Below are 20709 nucleotides of genomic sequence, written 5' to 3' on the forward strand. Positions count from 1 at the left end.
ATGGAAGCATGAAATTATTATTTGTAGGAGATGTAGTCGGATCTCCAGGTAGAGAGATGATTAAAGAATATTTGCCAAAGCTGAAACGGAAATATAGACCGTCCCTGACGATTGTAAACGGAGAGAATGCGGCACACGGAAAAGGGATTACGGAAAAGATCTATCACGAGCTGAATCAGGCTGGGGCTCAGGTCGTTACAATGGGAAACCATACATGGGATAAAAGGGAGATCTTTGAATTCATTGATAATTACCCTAACTTGATTCGCCCTGCGAATTTTCCAGAAGGGACGCCGGGTAAGGGGATTACATATATAACATGCGACGGCAAAGAAATCGCAGTGATTAATTTACAGGGAAGAACGTTCCTCGCGCCGATTGATTGTCCGTTTAAAAAAGCAGATGAGCTGATTGAAGAAGCAAAAAAAAGAACGTCCATTGTTTTTGTGGATTTTCATGCAGAAGCCACGAGTGAGAAGCAGGCTATGGGCTGGTATTTGGATGGAAAAGTAACGGCAGTTGTCGGAACGCATACACACGTTCAAACGGCAGATGAGAGAATTCTTGATCAAGGAACTGCTTACATTACAGATGCAGGCATGACTGGTCCTTATGATGGGATTCTGGGAGTTGAAAGAGATGCTGTCATAAAACGCTTCCTCACAAGCCTTCCTGTGCGTTTTGAAGTTACAGAAGGCAAGGCGCAGCTGAGTGCTGTCGTCATTGATGTTCAAGATAAAACCGGCAAAGCTGTTAAAATTGACCGCATTTTAATTAATGACGATCATATGTTTTTTGAATAGAATGTATATTTAGAAATTTTAGAAAAAATAGTAAAACAAGCAGGAATACTAGTTCCCTCTAGTGAATATAGTATCAATGGAATGACTGTGAAAGAGGTTCAGAAGGCTTCATAAAGGGGATGGGCCCTCAGAACAGATCTAATAAGGCATGATCCAACGTACATTCACGATCTATTGAAAAATAAGGGGGATACTAGAAATGGAAATATTGAAAGTTTCAGCAAAGTCCAATCCTAACTCTGTAGCGGGAGCACTAGCAGGTGTCCTGCGCGAAAGAGGCGCTGCTGAAATCCAGGCAATTGGAGCTGGAGCACTTAACCAAGCTGTTAAAGCAGTAGCTATTGCGAGAGGGTTTGTTGCCCCAAGCGGTGTGGATTTAATCTGTATTCCTGCCTTTACGGATATTCTCATTGATGGAGAAGAACGTACGGCCATTAAATTAATTATTGAGCCACGTTAAATAGACAAAATGATTAACCTGTTTGCGGGTCACGCAAACAGGTTTGTTTTTATTTGAGTCTATTCAAAAGGCTCTTTTCTTAAGGATTGTTGTTTTTAGTGAGGGAATTGGTTGATTCCACCTTACAGTGCAAAAAACAAAAGGGTGGAATCATATCATGTGGTTAATTCCACCTTCCAGTGCAAAACCAAAAAAGTGGAAACATAACATGCGGTTGATTTCCCCTTCCAGGGCAAAAACCAAAAAGGTGGAAACATAACATGCGGTTGATTCCACCTTCCAGTGCAAGAACCAAAAAGGTGGAAACAAAGCATGCGGTTGATTCCACCTTACAGTGCAAAAACCAAAAAGGTGGAAACATAGCGTGCATTTGATTCTGCACAATAATCAAAAACAACAATCTATGCGAAAACAGCCTTTCAAAAACACCATAGGTTAGATTTTTACAACTGCATGAAGATCAGAGAGGGACCATTTTTTCTGTAAATGCCATTTTTTTCAATCACAGCCCTTATTTATCTTTAGGAGAGATGCTGACGTGCGAATTTTTGATGCTCATTGTGATTTGCTCTATCAATTGTGGCGCAGGCCTGAAATCAGTGAATGGAATGATCTGAATCTGCATGTCACTATTGAAAAGCTCTTTCAGTTTGGAGCAAAAGTCCAATGTTTTGCCATCTTTATACCTGTTGAAGCCGCAAATAAATTAGAAGTTGCTTTTGCTCAGGCCTCCATTTTCATTAATCGGATTATTAATAAATATGAAAAGATTATCCATATTCGGACTAAACAGGATCTCCTTGCATTAAAGGAGGATGAGATTGGAGCCATTTTAACACTTGAAGGCTGTGAGCCGATTGGACATGATTTAGGCCTTCTTGCCATTTTTCAGCAGCTTGGAGTCAGGTCTGCTGGTCTGACCTGGAACTTTGCCAATTTACTGGCTGATGGAGCTCTTGAGACGAGAAATGCCGGTTTATCTTTTTATGGGAGGGATGTTGTCCGGAAATTAAATCAGTATCATATGTGGACAGACCTGTCACATCTTTCTGAAAGAAGCTTCTGGGATGTGATTCAGCTTGCAGACCATCCGATTGCCAGTCATTCAAATTCATATGCACTTTGTCCGCATCCAAGAAATTTAAGAGATGATCAAATTAAAGCAATTGCTGAAAAAAACGGGCTGATCGGCATAACGTTCGTGCCGCAATTCACTTCTTCAAGGCCGAGGGCTTCCATGAAGCATCTTCTTAATCACTTGGATTACGTATGCGGGCTTGCAGGCGAAAATGCAGTAGGGCTTGGATCTGACTTTGACGGGATAGATGAAACGATAGAAGGGCTTGAAGGGTATGAGCAGTATCCTTACTTGTTAAATACACTCTTAAAACATTATTCACAAAGCCAGGTTGAAAAATTTATATACAAAAATTTTGCTGAATCCATTCCTTTTTAAATCAAGTCTTCTATTGCATATAAGGGATATTGGAATGAATGAATATAAAATTCGCAAAAATCAAAAAAATAACACAAAAAACATGTTTATTTCCTTTAAACGCTTGTTTTTTTCTCATGTTCGTTCTACAATTGTAAACGTTTAGTACATATTCTAACAATATTTAATAATGTGTGTAATAGCTCTAAAAGAGCGAAAAATATAGGAGTGTTTCTTAAGAAGGGGTGTAAGGCACATGATCAGTCAACTTTCATGGAAAGTTGGGGGGCAGCAAGGTGAAGGTATTGAAAGTACCGGAGAAGTGTTTTCAATCGCATTAAACAGAATGGGATATTATCTATATGGATACCGCCATTTTTCATCTCGAATTAAAGGCGGGCATACAAATAATAAAATCCGTGTCAGTACAACTCAAGTTCGCGCCATATCGGACGATCTTGATATATTAGTAGCTTTTGATCAGGAAACAATCGATGTGAACGTATATGAACTCCGCAAGGGCGGTCTTGTTATTGCTGATTCTAAATTTAATCCAGTCATACCTGACGATTGCAGCGCAGTATTATATTCCGTACCGTTCACCCAGATTGCGACAGAATTAGGCACGTCACTGATGAAAAATATGGTTGCAATCGGAGCAACCAGTGCTGTGCTTGATCTTGGAACAGCACAATTTCAAAATGTTGTACAGGAGATTTACGGCAAAAAAGGCCAGCAAATTGTTGAAAAGAATTTAGAAGCCATTGAAAAAGGCTCAAATTATATGAAACAAGAACTGAACTTTGACCGTGATGACATGTATCTGGAAAAAGCAGACGGGATGAAACGGATGTTCATGATCGGCAACGATGCGATCGCACTTGGCGCAGTTGCAGGCGGAGCACGCTTCATGGCTGCCTATCCAATTACACCTGCTTCTGAAATCATGGAATATCTTATTAAAAAGCTTCCTGATTTCGGCGGAACTGTCATTCAAACGGAAGATGAAATTGCCGCTTGTACCATGGCAATAGGTGCAAACTATGCAGGCACGCGCACATTAACCGCTTCTGCAGGACCGGGGCTGTCTCTGATGATGGAAGCAATCGGACTCTCAGGCATTACAGAGCAGCCGCTTGTCATCATTGATACGCAGCGCGGGGGACCAAGTACAGGACTTCCGACGAAGCAGGAGCAATCCGATTTAATGGCAATGATTTACGGAACGCATGGTGAAATTCCGAAAATCGTCATGGCGCCAAGCACAGTACAAGAAGCATTTTACGATACAATTGAGGCGTTCAACTTAGCAGAGGAATATCAATGTCCTGTTATTTTGCTGACAGATCTTCAGCTGTCACTTGGAAAACAGACAGTAGAACCGCTTCAATATGATAAAATCCAAATCCGAAGAGGAAAGCTTGTACAGGGCAGCGAGTTGCCTGAGATTGAAAATAAAGGATACTTTAAACGATTTGAAGTAACAGAAGATGGCGTTTCACCGCGTGTAGTGCCAGGCATGAAAAACGGCATACACCATGTTACAGGAGTTGAACATGATGAAACAGGCAAACCTTCTGAAGTGGCAACGAACCGTAAAGCACAGATGGACAAACGTCTGCGGAAGCTGTCCAATATGCGTTTTGACACACCTGTCCACCAAAATCTGACTCACCCTGAGCCGGATGTATTATTTGTAGGGTTTAACTCTACTAGAGGCACAATCGAAGAAGCGATGGTCCGCCTTGAAGAAGACGGTGTAAAGGTAAATCATGCCCACGTACGTCTGCTTCATCCATTCCCGGCTGATGAGATGCTTCCGCTTGTGAAGGCAGCTAAAAAGGTTGTAGTTGTTGAAAATAATGCAACTGGACAGCTCGCAAGTCTAATAAAAATGAATGTAGGTCATGCAGAGAAAATTTCCAGTATCTTAAAGTATGACGGAAATCCGCTCTTGCCGCATGAAGTTCATTCAAAATGCAAGGAGTTGTTCTAAATGGCGACGTTTAAGGAATTTAGAAACAATGTAAAGCCTAACTGGTGTCCTGGCTGCGGAGACTTCTCCGTACAAGCGGCGATTCAGCGTGCTGCTGCAAATGCGGGACTTGAGCCAGATCAGCTTGCTGTAGTTTCAGGGATTGGATGTTCAGGGCGTATTTCGGGTTATATTAACGCATACGGTTTCCACGGCATACATGGCCGTTCACTTCCAATCGCACAGGGCGTCAAAATGGCGAATAAAGATTTGACCGTTATCGCATCTGGCGGCGACGGCGACGGATTTGCCATCGGAATGGGCCATACGATTCACGCCATCAGAAGAAACATTGATGTCACATATATCGTAATGGACAATCAAATTTATGGATTAACAAAAGGCCAAACATCTCCGCGTAGTGATGTAGGCTTCAAAACGAAAAGCACGCCTAAAGGATCAATCGAATCCTCCTTATCAGTGATGGAGATGGCTCTTACGGCAGGAGCGACGTTTGTAGCACAAAGCTTTTCAACTGATTTGAAAGATTTAACGTCCATCATTGAAGCAGGAATCAATCATAAAGGATTCTCATTAATCAATGTTTTCAGTCCGTGTGTCACTTACAACAAAATCAACACGTATGACTGGTTTAAAGAAAATCTTACAAAGCTGAGTGATATTGAAGGGTATGATCCATCAAACCGCATGACAGCCATGCAGACACTGATGGAGAAAAACGGACTTGTTACTGGTTTAATTTATCAGAACAAGAATCAGCCTTCTTATCAGGAGCTTGTTCATAACTACAGTGAAACGCCTTTATCACACGCTGATCTGCAAATCAGCGAAGAGAAATTCAATGAATTGCTTTCAGAGTTTATGTAATGAAAAAAACGTCTATCTTAATGATAGACGTTTTTTTTTTGCCCTTAGTTTATGTTTTACAAAAAAAAAATCGAGATTTCCCCTCATGTGTTCAAACGTCTATACAGGGTGGACAGTCATCTTTACACCAATATTTATGGATGATAAAATTTCATATATACTAATAAAAATAGAAGGTTTTTGGAGCAAGGAGTGTTCATTGTGAATGGAAAAATGAAAGCAATCGTTAAGCATCACAGAGGTTTTGGTGCTGAGCTGCAGATGGTTGACATCCCTCAGATTAAAGAAAATGAAGTATTAATCAAAGTAAAAGCAACTTCAATCTGCGGTACAGATGTTCATATATATACTTGGGATGCTTGGTCTGAAAGCAGAGTGAACCCTCCTTATATATTTGGCCATGAATTTTCTGGAGAAGTTGTTGAAAAAGGAAATAAAGTAACAAGCGTTGAGATCGGAGATTTTGTTTCCGCTGAAACACATTTAGTCTGCTACGAATGTCCTCAATGTTTAACAGGGCAGTATCATATTTGTAAAAACACGAAAATAATTGGTGTGGATACAGACGGCTGCTTTGCAGAGTATGTGGCTTTGCCTGCAGTGAATCTTTGGAAAAATCCAAAAGAGATGCCGTTTGATGTAGCATCCATTCAAGAACCGATGGGAAATGCGGTTCACACTGTTTTAGCAGGTGATGTAGCAGGGAAAAGTGTTGCTGTCATTGGATGCGGGCCTATTGGGATTATGGCTGTCGGAGTTGCAAAAGCAGCTGGAGCCTCTCAGGTCATTGCGCTTGATTTGAACGATTACCGGTTAAATTTAGCAAAAGAAATGGGAGCAACAACGGTCATTGATTCAAAAAACGAGGATCCTTTGGCTAGAATCAATGAATTAACAGACGGGAATGGAGTGGATGTCGTCTGCGAAATGTCAGGGCATCCAATTGCGATGGATCAAGGATTCAAAATGGTCACAAATGGCGGGCGTGTTTCAATCCTGAGTCTTCCTGTCCGTCCGGTTGAACTGGATATTACCAACGATATCGTGTTTAAAGGAATCACGGTACAAGGAATTACAGGCAGAAAAATGTATGAAACATGGCAGCAGGTTTCAAGACTATTAAAATCAGGGCAAGTTGATGTAACACCATTGATTACTCATCATTTTTCTTTAGATGAATTTAAAAAAGGCTTCGATTTAATGATCGAAGGGAAATGTGGTAAAGTCGTATTACACCCATAATATATTATTCCAGCAGGGGGATTCATCTCCCTGTTGATAAGCTGTACTGGCAGTAAACCCGGCTCAGTTTTAAAACAATATACATAACCATAAAAAGCCGGGACTTTACTGACTGTTATAGGGAAAATAGCAGAATGAAATTGGAGGGGCTATGATGAAAGGCTTTGAATATTTGCAGGCAGAACTTGACGAAATGAAACAGCAAGGAACATTCCGGACGCTGATTCCGCTTGAATCAGATCAGGCTTCAAAAGTTGTCATTGACGGCAAAGAATTAATTCAGTTATCTTCTAACAATTATTTAGGTTTAACAACCCATCCCAGACTTGTTGAAGCATCAATCAAAGCTGCAGAGAAATTTGGAGCCGGAACCGGATCTGTAAGAACGATCGCCGGTACGTTTACCATGCATGAAGAGCTTGAATCGAAGCTTGCTGAATTTAAGCATACAGAAGCAGCACTTGTGTTTCAATCAGGCTTTACAACAAACCAGGGTGTGCTTTCATCTATTTTGACAAAAGAAGATGTAGTGATTTCAGATTCTCTGAACCATGCTTCAATAATTGATGGCATCCGTTTAACAAAGGCTGCACGCAAAGTATATAACCATGTTGATGTGGCAGATTTGGAAAGAGCGTTAAAAGAATCAGCAGACTACAGAGTCCGCTTAATCGTTACAGATGGCGTCTTTTCGATGGATGGAAATATTGCACCGCTGCCTGAAATTGTTGAACTTGCCGAAAAGTACGATGCACTGGTTATGGTTGACGATGCACATGCTTCAGGTGTGCTTGGACAAAACGGCCGCGGCACAGTCAACCATTTCGGTCTTGACGGACGTGTGCATATTCAGGTAGGGACATTAAGTAAAGCTGTAGGTGTTCTTGGAGGGTATGTAGCAAGCACGCGCACACTGATTGATTACCTGATTCAAAAAGGACGTCCATTTTTATTCAGTACATCTCATCCTCCAGCAGTAACTGCTGCCTGTATTGAAGCAATCAACGTTCTTATAGAAGAGCCTGAGCTGATAGATAAGCTTTGGGATAACGCTAAATTCTTCAAAAAAGGCCTTGAAAATTTCGGTTTTGATACAGGTAAAAGCGAAACACCTGTAACGCCTGTCATCGTGGGCGATGAAGCACTGTCTCATCAATTCTCTGATAAGCTCAGAGAATATGGCGTCTTTGCACAGGGGATTGCATTCCCGACTGTGGCAAAAGGACAGGCGCGCGTTCGCACCATCGTAACGGCAGAGCATTCAAAAGAGGAACTTCAGAAAGCTTTGGATATCTTTGAAAAAGCTGCAAAAGAATTAAACATTTTGAAGTAATGGAAAGAGAGGCTTTGGCCTCTCTTTTTTGGAGCTGTAAAATCAGCGAAGCTAAAAATGATGGCTCCTGATTTCTCTTTAACCCGGACAATGCGGAAGGCTCCGCTTTTCTTTTTTACCCGTTTCATTTACTATATATGTATGTCCTTTCTTGATTTCTATATTGTTTTGTTCATTAAGAACATATATACTATAAAATTGGTATACTCTCACTTGGAGAGTAGGGTTAGAAGGGCTTGAAAGGAGACTGTTTTACATGAATGAAAAGCAGCGTTTGGAAAATACACAGGTAAATCCGGCGGACAAAAAATCCGAAAAGGACTACAGTAAGTATTTCCAAGCCGTTTATATGCCTCCTTCCTTAAAGGATGCTAAAAAGCGCGGGAAAGAGGAAGTGAAATACCAAAATGATTTCAGCATTTCAGAAGAGTTCAGGGGCCTTGGGAACGGAAAGAAATTTCTGATCCGCACATATGGCTGTCAAATGAACGAACACGATACTGAAGTCATGGCTGGAATTTTCATGGCACTCGGCTATGAAGCTACAAACACAACAGAAGATGCAGATGTAATTCTCCTGAACACATGTGCCATCCGTGAAAATGCAGAAAACAAAGTATTTGGTGAAATCGGCCATCTTAAGTCTCTAAAAAGAGAAAAACCAGGATTATTAATCGGAGTTTGCGGATGTATGTCCCAGGAAGAATCAGTTGTCACAAGAATCATGAAAAAACATCAGCATGTTGACATGATTTTTGGAACGCATAACATTCACCGCCTGCCTAATATTCTTAAAGACGCATACATGTCAAAAGAAATGGTCATTGAAGTTTGGTCTAAAGAAGGGGACGTTATCGAGAACCTTCCAAGAGAGCGTAAAGGAAATGTCAAAGCATGGGTCAATATCATGTTTGGCTGTGATAAATTCTGTACGTACTGCATCGTTCCTTATACTCGCGGAAAAGAACGAAGCAGACGCCCTGAGGAAATCATTCAGGAAGTGCGTCAGCTTGCTGCAAGCGGATATAAGGAAATTACACTCCTTGGCCAGAATGTTAACGCCTATGGGAAGGATTTTGAGGACATTTCATACGGCCTCGGCGATTTAATGGATGAAATCCGGAAAATCGATGTAGCCCGAGTCCGCTTCACAACAAGTCATCCGCGTGATTTTGATGATCATCTGATTGAGGTGCTCGCTAAAGGCGGCAACCTGCTTGATCATATTCATTTGCCTGTCCAGTCAGGAAGCTCTGAGATTCTGAAGCTGATGGCTCGCAAATATGACCGGGAAAAATATATGACTTTAGTGCAAAAAATTAAGGAAGCGATTCCAACCGCTTCTTTAACTACTGATATCATTGTAGGTTTCCCAAATGAAACAGATGAGCAATTTGAAGAAACGCTGTCTATGTACCGTGAAGTTGAATTCGACAGTGCGTATACGTTCATTTACTCTCCGCGTGAAGGAACACCTGCTGCGAAAATGCAGGATAATGTTCCAATGGAAGTAAAGAAAGCACGCCTTCAAAAGCTGAATGATCTTGTAAAAGAAGTTTCAGCAAAAAAAATGCTTGAATACGAAGGCCAGGTTGTAGAAGTGCTTGTAGAAGGGGAAAGCAAAAACAACCCTGAAGTACTTGCAGGCTATACAACAAAAAGCAAACTTGTAAACTTTAAAGGTCCAAAGTCTGCTGTCGGCCAAATAGTCAAAGTGAAAATAAACAAAGCAAAAACGTGGTCTTTAGATGGGGAAATGGTAGAAGAAGCGATTGAGGTGAAATAGGGGATGTCATTATATACTAAAGAAGAAATCGTAGCAAAAGCCCGTGAATTAGCACAAATGGTTGCTGATACGAAAGAAGTTGAGTTTTTCAAAAAAGCGGAAGCACAAATCAATGAGAACCAAAAAATCCGCGAAAAAGTAGCAAGCATTAAAAGTCTTCAAAAACAGGCTGTTAACTTCCAGCATTACAGCAAGCAGGAAGCACTGAAGCAGGTAGAAGACAAAATCGATAAAATTCAGGCAGAATTAGATGAACTTCCTATTATTCAGGAATTCAAAGAATCTCAAGTTGAAGTGAACGATTTGCTTCAATTGATTGCAGTCACGATCTCAAACCATGTGACAGATGAAATCATCCGCACAACCGGCGGAGACCTGTTAAGCGGTGAAACAGGTTCAAAACTAAATAATTCACCAGGGTCAGCCTGTCACTAAAAGAGGAACACACTGTTAAAACAGTGTGTTTTTTTATTGGCTTTTTCCCATAGATTGTTGTTTTTGATTATCCTCTATAAATTTGGTTATTGTGCAGAGAAGTGGAAACAAATGCACGCTATGATTCCACTAATTTGTTTTTTGATCGGAAAAGTGGAATCAACCGCGTGCTATGATTCCACCCTTTTGATTTTTGCACGGAAAAGTGGAATCAACCGCCTGTTATGAGAACAAAATTCCAGAATGCCAGCTGTAAAATGAAATGATCCAATCCCATCTATTCTCCAAGAAGAAGTGAAGTTCCTTTCGCTGCACCACTTATGGTTATAACTTCTAGACTAAAGACAACAATCCTTACGAAAAGAGCCTTTTTATTTAAGAGAGCAAATTTGCAGATTCTTTTAAACTAATGTATTCGAATTAAGAGTTCATCGAGATTAACATTATGCTTTTATCTCAAAAAAACAGCTGAAAACACACCAATTTCAATTAATTGATATTTAATTAAACTATGTTCTAAATAATCACATAAGCCAGAAGCCAGCAGCAAAGGGAAAGAACCCCTTTGCTGCCAAAACCTTAGTGCCCAACTGAAATGACTGGACAATTTCACTTTTTCTTTTCAAAATTTAGGCACATATCTGGGCGTACACGCATACAATGAACTATACCGATTCATGTATTGGTGGAACCTATTATTTATTCCTTTATATTAGCAGCACAAACCATACTAGCCCAGCATTGGATTAAATGAAGATTGATTGAGGAGGGTATGTACGAATGGCTGAATACAGAGAAATAATTACAAAAGCGATAGTTGCGAAAGGGAAGAAGTTTACTCAATCCACGCACAGCATTGCTCCTTCGCAAAAACCAACAAGCATTCTAGGAGGCTGGTTGATCAACCATAAATATGATGCAAAAAAGGTTGGGAAAACAGTCGAGGTTGAAGGTACTTACGACATCAACGTATGGTATTCGTATGCTGATAATACGAAAACAGAAGTTGTCACTGAAAAAGTTTCATATGTGGACGTCATTAAGTTGAAATATAAAGATAACAACTTTCTGGACGATGAGCATGAAGTCATTGCAAAAGTGATGCAGCAGCCGAATTGTATGGAGGTTAATATTTCTCCAAATGGAAGCAAGGTTGTTGTTTCGGCTGAGCGTGAATTTTTAGCAGAAGTGGTCGGTGAGACAAAGGTCGTTGTTGCAATTAATACAGAAGCCTTTGCAGAAGCGGATGAAGACTGGGAAGAAGATCTTGATGATGAATTTGAAGATCTGAATCCCGAATTTTTAGTAGGCGGAGACGAAGAATAAAAGGAAACTAGGGAGAATTATCTTCCTGGTTTTTCTTTTTTTTATAGGATTCTCTAAAAAATTTCCAGCATATTTTGGGACAGCCTTCCGGGATTCGCCACCGCAAAAAATCCCCTATGTATGTTATAATAAAGTTTGTTTTGAAACGTACGCAAATGCAATGGGGGATTACAATGGCTACATATACGCCGATGATACAGCAATATTTAAAAATAAAGGCAGAGTATCAGGATGCCTTTTTATTTTTTCGTTTAGGCGATTTTTATGAAATGTTTTTTGAAGATGCCAAAAGAGCATCTGCTGAACTTGAAATAACATTAACGAGCAGAGATGGCGGGGGAGCCGAGCGTATTCCAATGTGCGGCGTACCTTATCATTCTGCTCCCGGATATATAGAATCATTAATTGAAAAAGGCTTCAAAGTGGCCATATGTGAACAAACAGAAGATCCAAAACAGGCGAAGGGTGTTGTCCGCCGCGAAGTTGTGCAGCTGATTACGCCAGGAACGGTTATGAACGGAAAAGGTCTTCAGGAGCGGGAAAATAATTACTTAGCTTCTGTAACTGAATTTCCTTCTAAGTTTGGTTTCGCCGTTACAGATCTATCCACTGGAGAAAACCAAGTGACCTTGTTAAATCATATAGATGACATTATTAATGAAATGTATTCTCTGGGTGCAAAGGAATTAGTTGTGCATCCTGATTTTCCGGAATCATATATAAAAAAAATCGCTGAAAGATCCAGAGTGACCGTTTCGTTTGAAATCGATGCGGGCACAGAGAAAATGGAAGCGATCATTGGTCACCTGGAAGATACTAGATTAAAAGAAACCTTCGGCAGACTTCACAACTATTTGCAGAAAACGCAAAAGAGAAGCCTTGATCATCTGCAAAAAGTAAAAGTCTATCAGCTACAGGATTTCATGAAAATTGATTTGTATTCAAAGCGCAATTTGGAATTGACGGAAACGATTCGTTCTAAAGGCAAAAAAGGGTCGCTGCTGTGGCTGCTTGATGAGACAAAAACCGCAATGGGGGCAAGAATGCTCAAGCAATGGATCGATCGGCCATTGCTTTCTAAAAATGAAATCGAAAGCCGTCTTCAAATGGTTCAATCCTTGCTTGATCACTATTTTGAACGCGAAGACCTCAGAGAACGGCTGAAAGAAGTCTATGATCTTGAGCGGCTCGCCGGCAGAGTGGCATTCGGCAATGTGAATGCCAGAGACTTAATCCAGCTGAAGAAATCGTTGCAGCAGGTGCCTGCAATAAAAGAAGTCTTACAATCAGTAAAGCATAATCAAATAAATGCTATTGCAGAAAAAATTGATCCTTGTACAAAACTGACAGACATGCTTGATGCAGCATTAGTAGAGAATCCGCCGCTGTCGATCAAAGACGGCAACATCATGAAAGACGGCTTTCATGAACAGCTCGATCAATTCAGGGATGCCAGCAGAAACGGCAAATCATGGATAGCAGAGCTTGAACAGCAAGAGCGGATGCGTACAGGCATTAAATCGCTGAAAATTGGCTTCAATAGAGTATTCGGCTACTATATCGAAGTGACTAGAGCGAATATCCACTTGCTTGAAGAAGGCAGATATACACGGAAGCAAACACTGACAAACGCTGAAAGATTCATTACACCTGAGCTTAAGGAAAAAGAAACCCTCATTCTTGAAGCAGAAGAAAAAATGGTGGATATCGAATATGAATTGTTTGTGACACTTCGGGAGCAAGTGAAGGAATATATACCAGGACTTCAATCTTTATCAAGATGCATAAGTGAGCTCGATGTGCTGCAGTGTTTTGCTGTCATCAGTGAAAAAAGACATTATTCCAAACCTTCTTTTTCAGATCAGGAGCTGTTCCTTAAGGACGGCAGACATCCGGTTGTTGAAAAAGTAATGAATTCCCAGGAATATGTTCCAAACGATTGTTATTTCTCAAAAGAACGCGGAATGCTCTTGATTACAGGACCAAATATGTCCGGTAAGAGCACATATATGAGACAGGTTGCTTTGACGTCTATTCTTGCTCAAATCGGGTGTTTTGTTCCTGCTTCAGAAGCTGTCCTGCCGATCTTTGATCAGATTTTCACCAGAATTGGCGCTGCTGATGATTTAATTTCAGGACAGAGTACCTTTATGGTTGAAATGCTTGAAGCGAAAAATGCCATAGTCAATGCCACGGAAAACAGCTTAATTCTATTTGATGAAATTGGACGGGGGACCTCTACTTATGATGGAATGGCACTTGCCCAGGCCATTATTGAACATATTCACCATCATATCGGTGCCAAAACGCTGTTCTCTACACATTATCATGAGCTGACCAGCCTTGCTGACGAATTGCCTCAGCTTCAGAATGTTCATGTATCGGCAATAGAAGATAACGGCAAGGTTGTTTTTCTGCACAAAATCAAGGAAGGTCCGGCAGATAAAAGTTATGGAATTCATGTTGCCGAGCTTGCAGAGCTTCCGGCGGAACTGATTGAGAGAGCAAAAGAAATTTTAGAAAGCCTTGAAGCCGAGCAGACAGTAAAGGTCCCTGCTTCGGTCATGGAGAAGACAGAAGCGTTTAAAAGCGATGATGCCCAGCTCTCGTTTTTTAATGAACAGCCTGCGAAAAAAGAGAGCAGACAGGTTCCGAAAAAAGACATGCTGGTGCTTGAGCAGCTGCGGGCCATTAACCTGCTTGAAATGACGCCGCTTGATGCAATGAATGAACTCTATCAAATCCAAAAAAAATTAAAATAATGAAGAGGTGAACAGCATGGGGAAAATCATTCGCCTTGACGATTCACTATCAAATAAGATAGCCGCCGGAGAAGTTGTCGAACGTCCGGCTTCTGTTGTAAAGGAATTAACGGAAAATAGCATTGATGCCGGCAGTACTGTCATTGAAATTCAAATAGAAGAAGCGGGCTTAAGCAAGATCCGCATCATTGATAATGGAGACGGCATCTTGCCTGAGGATTGTCTGAATGCTTTTCACAGACATGCTACAAGCAAAATCAAAGACGAAAACGACCTTTTCCGGATCCGGACTTTGGGATTCAGGGGAGAGGCTTTGCCGAGTATCGCATCTGTTTCCCATATAGAATTAAAAACAAGCACAGGGTCTGGTGCAGGGACAAGAATGGTTCTTTCAGGAGGAAAGGTAGAGATCCACGAGGCTGCTTCAAGCAGAAAAGGCAGCGACCTTGCTGTGACGAATTTGTTTTTCAACACACCAGCCCGGTTAAAATATGTGAAAACTGTTCATACCGAGCTTGGGAACATTACAGATGTTGTCAACCGTCTGGCCCTGTCAAACTCGTCCATTTCGTTCAAGCTGACTCATAACGGAAAGCAAATGCTGCATACGAGCGGGAACGGCGATGTGCGTCAAGTTATTGCCGGCATTTATGGACTGTCAATCGCAAAGAAAATGATTCCTATTAACTTACAGTCTCTTGATTTTGAAGTGAAAGGCTATATTTCTCTGCCTGAAATCACAAGAGCATCCAGAAACTATATATCAACAATCGTAAATGGCAGGTTTATTAAAAACTATCCGCTTGTAAAAGCCATTCAGCAAGGCTATCATACCCTGCTTCCAATCGGCCGGTTCCCAATTGTCTTTCTGGAAATCACCATGGATCCCATTTTGGTCGACGTTAACGTTCATCCTGCCAAGATGGAAGTCAGGTTAAGCAAAGAGACTGAATTGAATGAACTGATTACAGCAGGCATTAAAGAAGCATTCTCTCATCAAAAGCTGATTCCTGAAGCTGTTCTTCCAAAGCGGACAGAAAAAAGGTTTGATGAACAACAGACATTTACGTTCAGTCATGCTGAAAAAAAGCCGATGTCAGCTGTGCCTGTTCAGCATGTCATGGAAAAGCCGGTGATCGAACTGGATGAAGCTGCGGAATCAGAAGAGGCTATCAAAGAACAAAATCCTCCCGTTATCGAAGAAGAATTTGAACCTTACGAGGAACAGCCTGCTGATTTTTATGAAGAAGAACCGAAACCTGCAGAGGCTGAACCAAGAGTTCCAGTTCTATATCCGATCGGCCAAATGCACGGAACGTATATTCTTGCCCAAAACGAGACTGGTTTATATATTATCGATCAGCACGCGGCTCAGGAAAGAATCAACTATGAATACTTTAAAGAAAAAGTTGGACAAGTTGCAACGGAAGTGCAAGAACTCCTTGTTCCGATTACGATTCACTATTCAGCAGATGAAGCATTGATCATAGCCGAGAAAATGCAGGCACTGTCTGAAGTGGGAATCTTCCTTGAGCCATTTGGCGGAAATAGTTTTATCGTGCGCTCTCATCCGCAATGGTTCCCGCGCGGAGACGAGCGGGAGCTAATTGAGGAAATTATTCAGGAAGTGCTTGATCATAAACAGGCTGATATTAAAAAGCTGCGTGAAGAAGCTGCGATCATGATGAGCTGCAAGGCTGCCATTAAAGCCAATCATCATCTCCGCAATGATGACATGTTTGCTTTACTTGAAACGCTAAGAAAAACAACAGATCCTTTTACTTGTCCGCATGGAAGGCCAATTATTATTCACTATTCTACGTATGAGATGGAAAAGATGTTTAAGCGCATCATGTAAAAAGGAAAGCCGGCAGGCTTTCCTTTTATCTATTTCTAATCAAGCTGACTGCAGCTTTTGCCATACTTGATTACATCATATATTGACCGCCCGTCAGATGAGTGATTTTCTGAGTATTTAAATGGCAGCAAGGAAAAGAATACAAAGTAAACGGAAAAATAAACAAATTGATAGAAAAAGATATGCGGTTCGAGAATTCCGTTATGAATCATTGTGTTGACAATTAATATGGCTGATAGGTTAAACAGAGACCCGCCTGCATAGACAAATGCGTGTGTGTAGCGATTATCCCATTTCAAACTGTCGTATTGACAAAAGGAATCTAAAAAATAGTATTGTTTGACTTCTAGTTTCCCTATTCTGAAAAGAAGTCTTCCTCTGCCGAGAATAAAAACGGCTTTGCCTCCAAACATCCAAACGAAGACAAAGTGTCCCAGCTGATGAATAAATGCTACGATTGGCAGCACAAAAAAGAAAGCCCAAAAAAATGTGATCATATCCTCTAGCTGAAACATGCTGCAGGACCTCCTACTAAATGAATTTACTGATTAAATTCCCTCAAATTCCGGATTAAAACTGAAAAATAATAATTAATCTATATTTCCTGGACTGCAGCATTTTTTTACCTCAATCATGTGCCTAATTCCTTATTCATTCATAGTCTGAAAGAGCAAGAGAAAAGGGGTGTTTTCAATTGGACCATTACAGGCAGCAGCTCCCGGTTCCGCATGCCCATTTTTATCAGGGAGTCACTGAATTAAAAGAAAATCATTATCATTATGTTCTTGGGTTTTCAAAACCTTTGAATGGAAATTCTTATGACCGGCATTTTCATTATGTTGAAGGATTAACAACGTTTGATAATCAGCATTATCACCGGTTTTATGCAAAAACAGGGCCTCCTATTCCAATGCTGGATGGAACACACTATCACTTATTTTCCGGGAAAACGTACAGGAACTATACAGAAGCCGAGCCTGTCGAATTTGGGGGCGTTGTCTATTCTGAACAGCAGAAGCCTGTTCACCAGCATTTATTTAATGGACGAACAAGCGGACCAATCGGTTATTGACTATCCATCGTTTGGCAGAACAGAAAACTGGAAATAATAAACTGGTATTCACTGATTTAAAGTGATAAGATGTTGAAAAGCAGACTATTAGGAATGAAAGAGTGGTTGCAAGTTGAAGAAAGAGAAGCTGGTCGTAATTATTGGACCGACAGCTGTTGGCAAAACCAATTTAAGTGTACAGCTCGCAAAAAAACTTAACGGCGAAATTATCAGCGGTGACAGCATGCAGGTATACCGCGGTCTTGATATAGGCACTGCAAAGATAAGTCAGGATGAAATGGACGGCATACAGCATCATCTTATCGATATTAAAAATCCAGAAGAGGATTTTTCTTCTGCTGAATTTCAGGAAATGGTCCGTCCATTAATTTCAGACATTCATTCCAGAAACAAAATGCCTATCATTGTCGGGGGAACCGGACTATATATTCAATCTGTCATATACGACTATCAGTTCACTGACATCGCCTCTGATCCAGCATTCAGAAAACAGCTTGAAGCTGAAGCGGCCGAATTTGGCTGTGAAGCGATACACGAAAAACTCGCTGAAATTGATTCTGTGTCTGCCGGAAGAATTCATCCCAATAATGTAAGGCGTGTTATCAGGGCGCTTGAGATTTTTCATTGTACAGGCAAATCAATGACTGATTTTCTTGCTGAACAGGAGAAGGTTCTGCTGTATGATGTCGTGGTTGTAGGTCTTACAATGGAAAGAGAACAGCTCTACGAAAGAATTAATTTAAGAGTAGACCTGATGATCGATCAAGGCCTGATTAAAGAAGTGAAAAATCTCTATGATCTTGGTATCAGGGATTGTCAATCGATTCAGGCGATAGGCTATAAAGAATTGTATGCCTATTTTGACGGTGCTGTTTCCCTTGAAGATGCAAAAGAGCAGCTTAAACAAAATTCCAGAAGATATGCTAAACGCCAGCTAACCTGGTTCCGCAATAAAATGGATGTAAAATGGTTTGATATGAGCGGGCCGCTGGATATGAAACTGAGATTCAATGAAATTTTTACATATATAGCAGGAAAGCTTAATTTAAGCGCGAATACATAACACATAGAGAAAAGAGGAGGACGAAACATGAAAACAACAGTAAATATTCAAGATCAAGTATTAAATAATATCCGCAGAGACGGTACCTTTGTAACGGTCTTCCTGCTGAACGGCTTTCAATTAAGAGGGCTGGTCAAAGGATTTGATAACTTTACGGTTCTTTTAGAAACAGAAGGAAAGCAGCAGCTTATTTATAAGCATGCAATCTCAACATTTGCACCTCAGAAAAATGTATCCCTTGAATTAGAATAGAGAGATGAAAACAGCCTTCAGCACTTTGGAGGCTGCTTTTTTTTGATTTAAAATTACAGGTAATAAGAAAAATATTTCTCGGGAAAGCGCATAATCCAACAAAACATCGCATGTATCAACATTTTTTTTAACTCAAAAAATTAATTTCATATTTTTATATAGGCATTTGTCACGATTTTGCCCTGTGCAACGTATAGTAGTAGAAGAATGTGAGGTGAACATCTTTGGATCAAGCAGTCACATTTAAAAACAATGGTCAAATTAATGTGATTTTAAATGGGCAAAAAAAGACGTATCAAGAGAAAATCAGCGAAACATCAACTTATGAAATAAAAATCCCGAAAACACAGCCTCAGCATGTCATTCTAAATGAAATGGAAGCTGAATTAAACACTCTTGTAGGCATGGAAGAAATGAAACGGATGCTAAAAGAAATTTATGCCTGGATTTATATTAACAAAAAGCGTGAGGAACAAGGTCTAAAAGCAGGAAAACAATCTCTTCATATGATGTTCAAAGGAAATCCCGGAACAGGAAAAACAACTGTTGCCCGGCTGATAGGCAAATTGTTTTTTCAAATGAATGTGCTCTCGAAAGGACATTTGATTGAAGCTGAAAGGGCAGATTTAGTCGGAGAATACATTGGCCATACAGCACAAAAAACAAGAGATCTGATCAAAAAATCGCTTGGCGGGATTCTTTTTATAGATGAAGCATATTCACTTGCACGCGGAGGAGAAAAGGATTTCGGCAAAGAAGCGATTGATACGCTTGTTAAGCATATGGAAGATAAGCAGCATGAATTTGTCCTGATTTTAGCAGGTTATTCGAAAGAAATGGATCATTTCCTGTCCCTTAATCCAGGTCTTCATTCAAGGTTTCCCCTTGTCGTGGATTTTCCGGATTATTCAGTAGAACAGCTGATGGAAATATCGAAAAGAATGATGATTGAAAGGGAATATTCATTCAGCAAAGAAGCAGAATGGAAACTTCGTGACCATTTGAACATGGTTAAAACAAACATGGCTCCTGCCAAGTTTTCAAACGGTAGATACGTCCGTAATGTCATCGAGAAATCAATCAGATCCCAGGCGATGAGACTGCTTTCATCAGATCAATATCAGCGGGATGACCTGGTGACCATCAAAAGCCAGGATCTCGTCATAAAAGAATAAAGCCGCAATCTGCGGCTTTATTCTCGTGTCAGCAATTATTCTTACTGAAAAAATCATATCAGATGCAGCACTCCAAGCCGGCTGGCGCGGCTTACCTTAATGATGCAGAGATTTATTCGGCAGACTCCATTTTTTCGTATAAGAGAGAACTCGGCATACCACTATCAATACAAATAAGGAGTACAGCTGTATGGGAGACTCTGCAAGATCAAATCCGATGACAAGACCTGCAAGGATAGCCCATACTGCGTAAATTTCTGATTTTAGCACAAGCGGTTTGCGGCCTGCCAAAAGGTCACGGATCATTCCGCCTCCGCTGCCCGTTAAGACAGCGGCTACTACAACTGCACTTATCGGATGATTCATTTGTGTTGCATATAGGGCACCTTGAATGGCAAAAGCGGATAATCCAACAGCATCCGTTAGATTGCCCCATTTCTGCCAGTGTTTAAGTAAGTTATTCGGAAATAAAAAAACGGTTGTCATCGCAATCAAAGCAATTTGAAAAAGCATTCCCTGTTCCCAAAGCGCAGATACCGGAACCCCGATCAGCAAATTTCTGATTGCGCCGCCACCAAACGCGGTAACGATTCCTAATATATAGACCCCTAAAATATCATATTCTTCTTCCATTGCAACAATCGCTCCGCTGACAGCAAATGCAATCGTTCCAATGATGCTTAATACTTCCCATGTCATAGCCTGAATCCCCTTTGCCAATACGCTCTCTAGATGTAACCGTCTTGATTTTATATGGCGTTATGGAGAAATGCAACCATTTTCTTTCATAAACCTTTGTGTATAGGAAACAATTAGTGAATTCTTGTTTTTTTTGTTATGATGG

At 40.6% G+C, this 20709-nt stretch carries 17 protein-coding genes and 1 pseudogene; 16 read left to right on the plus strand and 2 right to left on the minus strand.

Annotated features, from left to right (window positions below; translation table 11 throughout):
• The first annotated feature begins 8 nt into the window (after positions 1 to 8).
• The 12 genes from ABEQ24_RS05595 (at position 9) to mutL (ending at position 16303) form a co-directional block, all read left to right on the plus strand.
• Positions 9 to 803 carry a TIGR00282 family metallophosphoesterase gene (locus tag ABEQ24_RS05595; protein ID WP_430005841.1) on the plus strand — a complete coding sequence of 265 codons (795 nt, stop codon included), beginning with the start codon at positions 9 to 11 and terminating at the stop codon, positions 801 to 803.
• Between the two features lie 199 nt (positions 804 to 1002).
• Positions 1003 to 1263: a stage V sporulation protein SpoVS gene (gene spoVS, locus ABEQ24_RS05600; protein WP_029281188.1), complete on the plus strand. Its 261-nt coding sequence runs from the start codon at positions 1003 to 1005 to the stop codon at positions 1261 to 1263.
• 538 nt (positions 1264 to 1801) lie between these two features.
• Positions 1802 to 2719, plus strand: a complete 918-nt coding sequence (locus ABEQ24_RS05605; protein ID WP_430005842.1) for a dipeptidase — start codon at positions 1802 to 1804, stop codon at positions 2717 to 2719.
• Between the two features lie 235 nt (positions 2720 to 2954).
• On the plus strand, positions 2955 to 4694 hold the full coding sequence (locus ABEQ24_RS05610) for a 2-oxoacid:acceptor oxidoreductase subunit alpha (protein WP_430005843.1): 1740 nt from the start codon (positions 2955 to 2957) through the stop codon (positions 4692 to 4694).
• Positions 4695 to 5561, plus strand: a complete 867-nt coding sequence (locus ABEQ24_RS05615; protein ID WP_070877325.1) for a 2-oxoacid:ferredoxin oxidoreductase subunit beta — start codon at positions 4695 to 4697, stop codon at positions 5559 to 5561.
• 201 nt (positions 5562 to 5762) lie between these two features.
• Positions 5763 to 6803 (plus strand): L-threonine 3-dehydrogenase, encoded by a 1041-nt coding sequence (gene tdh, locus ABEQ24_RS05620; RefSeq protein WP_430005844.1) that lies wholly within the window; start codon positions 5763 to 5765, stop codon positions 6801 to 6803.
• Positions 6804 to 6957: 154 nt separating this feature from the next.
• A complete protein-coding gene (locus ABEQ24_RS05625; protein WP_430005845.1) occupies positions 6958 to 8136 on the plus strand; it encodes a glycine C-acetyltransferase in 1179 nt (392 codons plus the stop codon).
• Positions 8137 to 8392: 256 nt separating this feature from the next.
• Positions 8393 to 9922 (plus strand): tRNA (N6-isopentenyl adenosine(37)-C2)-methylthiotransferase MiaB, encoded by a 1530-nt coding sequence (gene miaB, locus ABEQ24_RS05630; RefSeq protein WP_430005846.1) that lies wholly within the window; start codon positions 8393 to 8395, stop codon positions 9920 to 9922.
• 3 nt (positions 9923 to 9925) lie between these two features.
• Positions 9926 to 10357 carry a RicAFT regulatory complex protein RicA family protein gene (locus ABEQ24_RS05635; protein WP_309191666.1) on the plus strand — a complete coding sequence of 144 codons (432 nt, stop codon included), beginning with the start codon at positions 9926 to 9928 and terminating at the stop codon, positions 10355 to 10357.
• Between the two features lie 780 nt (positions 10358 to 11137).
• Positions 11138 to 11683 carry an outer spore coat protein CotE gene (cotE, locus tag ABEQ24_RS05640; protein ID WP_070877329.1) on the plus strand — a complete coding sequence of 182 codons (546 nt, stop codon included), beginning with the start codon at positions 11138 to 11140 and terminating at the stop codon, positions 11681 to 11683.
• 173 nt (positions 11684 to 11856) lie between these two features.
• Positions 11857 to 14445: a DNA mismatch repair protein MutS gene (mutS, locus tag ABEQ24_RS05645; RefSeq protein ID WP_430005847.1), complete on the plus strand. Its 2589-nt coding sequence runs from the start codon at positions 11857 to 11859 to the stop codon at positions 14443 to 14445.
• Positions 14446 to 14461: 16 nt separating this feature from the next.
• The gene (gene mutL / locus ABEQ24_RS05650; protein WP_430005848.1) at positions 14462 to 16303 is read left to right on the plus strand and encodes a DNA mismatch repair endonuclease MutL; all 1842 of its coding nucleotides are present in this window, start codon (positions 14462 to 14464) and stop codon (positions 16301 to 16303) included.
• A 35-nt stretch (positions 16304 to 16338) separates the two neighbouring features.
• On the opposite strand, the gene ABEQ24_RS05655 is transcribed toward mutL, so the two are convergent.
• A complete protein-coding gene (locus tag ABEQ24_RS05655; protein ID WP_430005849.1) occupies positions 16339 to 16818 on the minus strand; it encodes a hypothetical protein in 480 nt (159 codons plus the stop codon).
• Positions 16819 to 16997: 179 nt separating this feature from the next.
• Here ABEQ24_RS05655 and ABEQ24_RS05660 point away from each other — a divergent pair, with 179 nt between their 5' ends.
• The 4 genes and pseudogenes from ABEQ24_RS05660 to spoVK form a co-directional block, all read left to right on the plus strand.
• Positions 16998 to 17375: a YmaF family protein gene (locus ABEQ24_RS05660; protein ID WP_430005850.1), complete on the plus strand. Its 378-nt coding sequence runs from the start codon at positions 16998 to 17000 to the stop codon at positions 17373 to 17375.
• A gap of 112 nt (positions 17376 to 17487) precedes the next feature.
• Positions 17488 to 18438: a tRNA (adenosine(37)-N6)-dimethylallyltransferase MiaA gene (gene miaA / locus ABEQ24_RS05665; protein ID WP_430005851.1), complete on the plus strand. Its 951-nt coding sequence runs from the start codon at positions 17488 to 17490 to the stop codon at positions 18436 to 18438.
• Between the two features lie 27 nt (positions 18439 to 18465).
• Entirely contained in the window at positions 18466 to 18690 is a 225-nt protein-coding gene (gene hfq / locus ABEQ24_RS05670) for an RNA chaperone Hfq (protein ID WP_070877335.1), read from the plus strand.
• Between the two features lie 356 nt (positions 18691 to 19046).
• Positions 19047 to 19865: pseudogene (gene spoVK, locus ABEQ24_RS05675) on the plus strand (stage V sporulation protein K); the annotation flags it as partial.
• 96 nt (positions 19866 to 19961) lie between these two features.
• Here the strand turns inward: spoVK and ABEQ24_RS05680 are convergent.
• Entirely contained in the window at positions 19962 to 20564 is a 603-nt protein-coding gene (locus tag ABEQ24_RS05680; RefSeq protein ID WP_430005852.1) for a trimeric intracellular cation channel family protein, read from the minus strand.
• Positions 20565 to 20709: the final 145 nt, after the last annotated feature.

Origin of the sequence: Metabacillus idriensis (assembly GCF_050483325.1) — a bacterium.
GTDB lineage: Bacteria > Bacillota > Bacilli > Bacillales > Bacillaceae > Bacillus_P > Bacillus_P idriensis_A.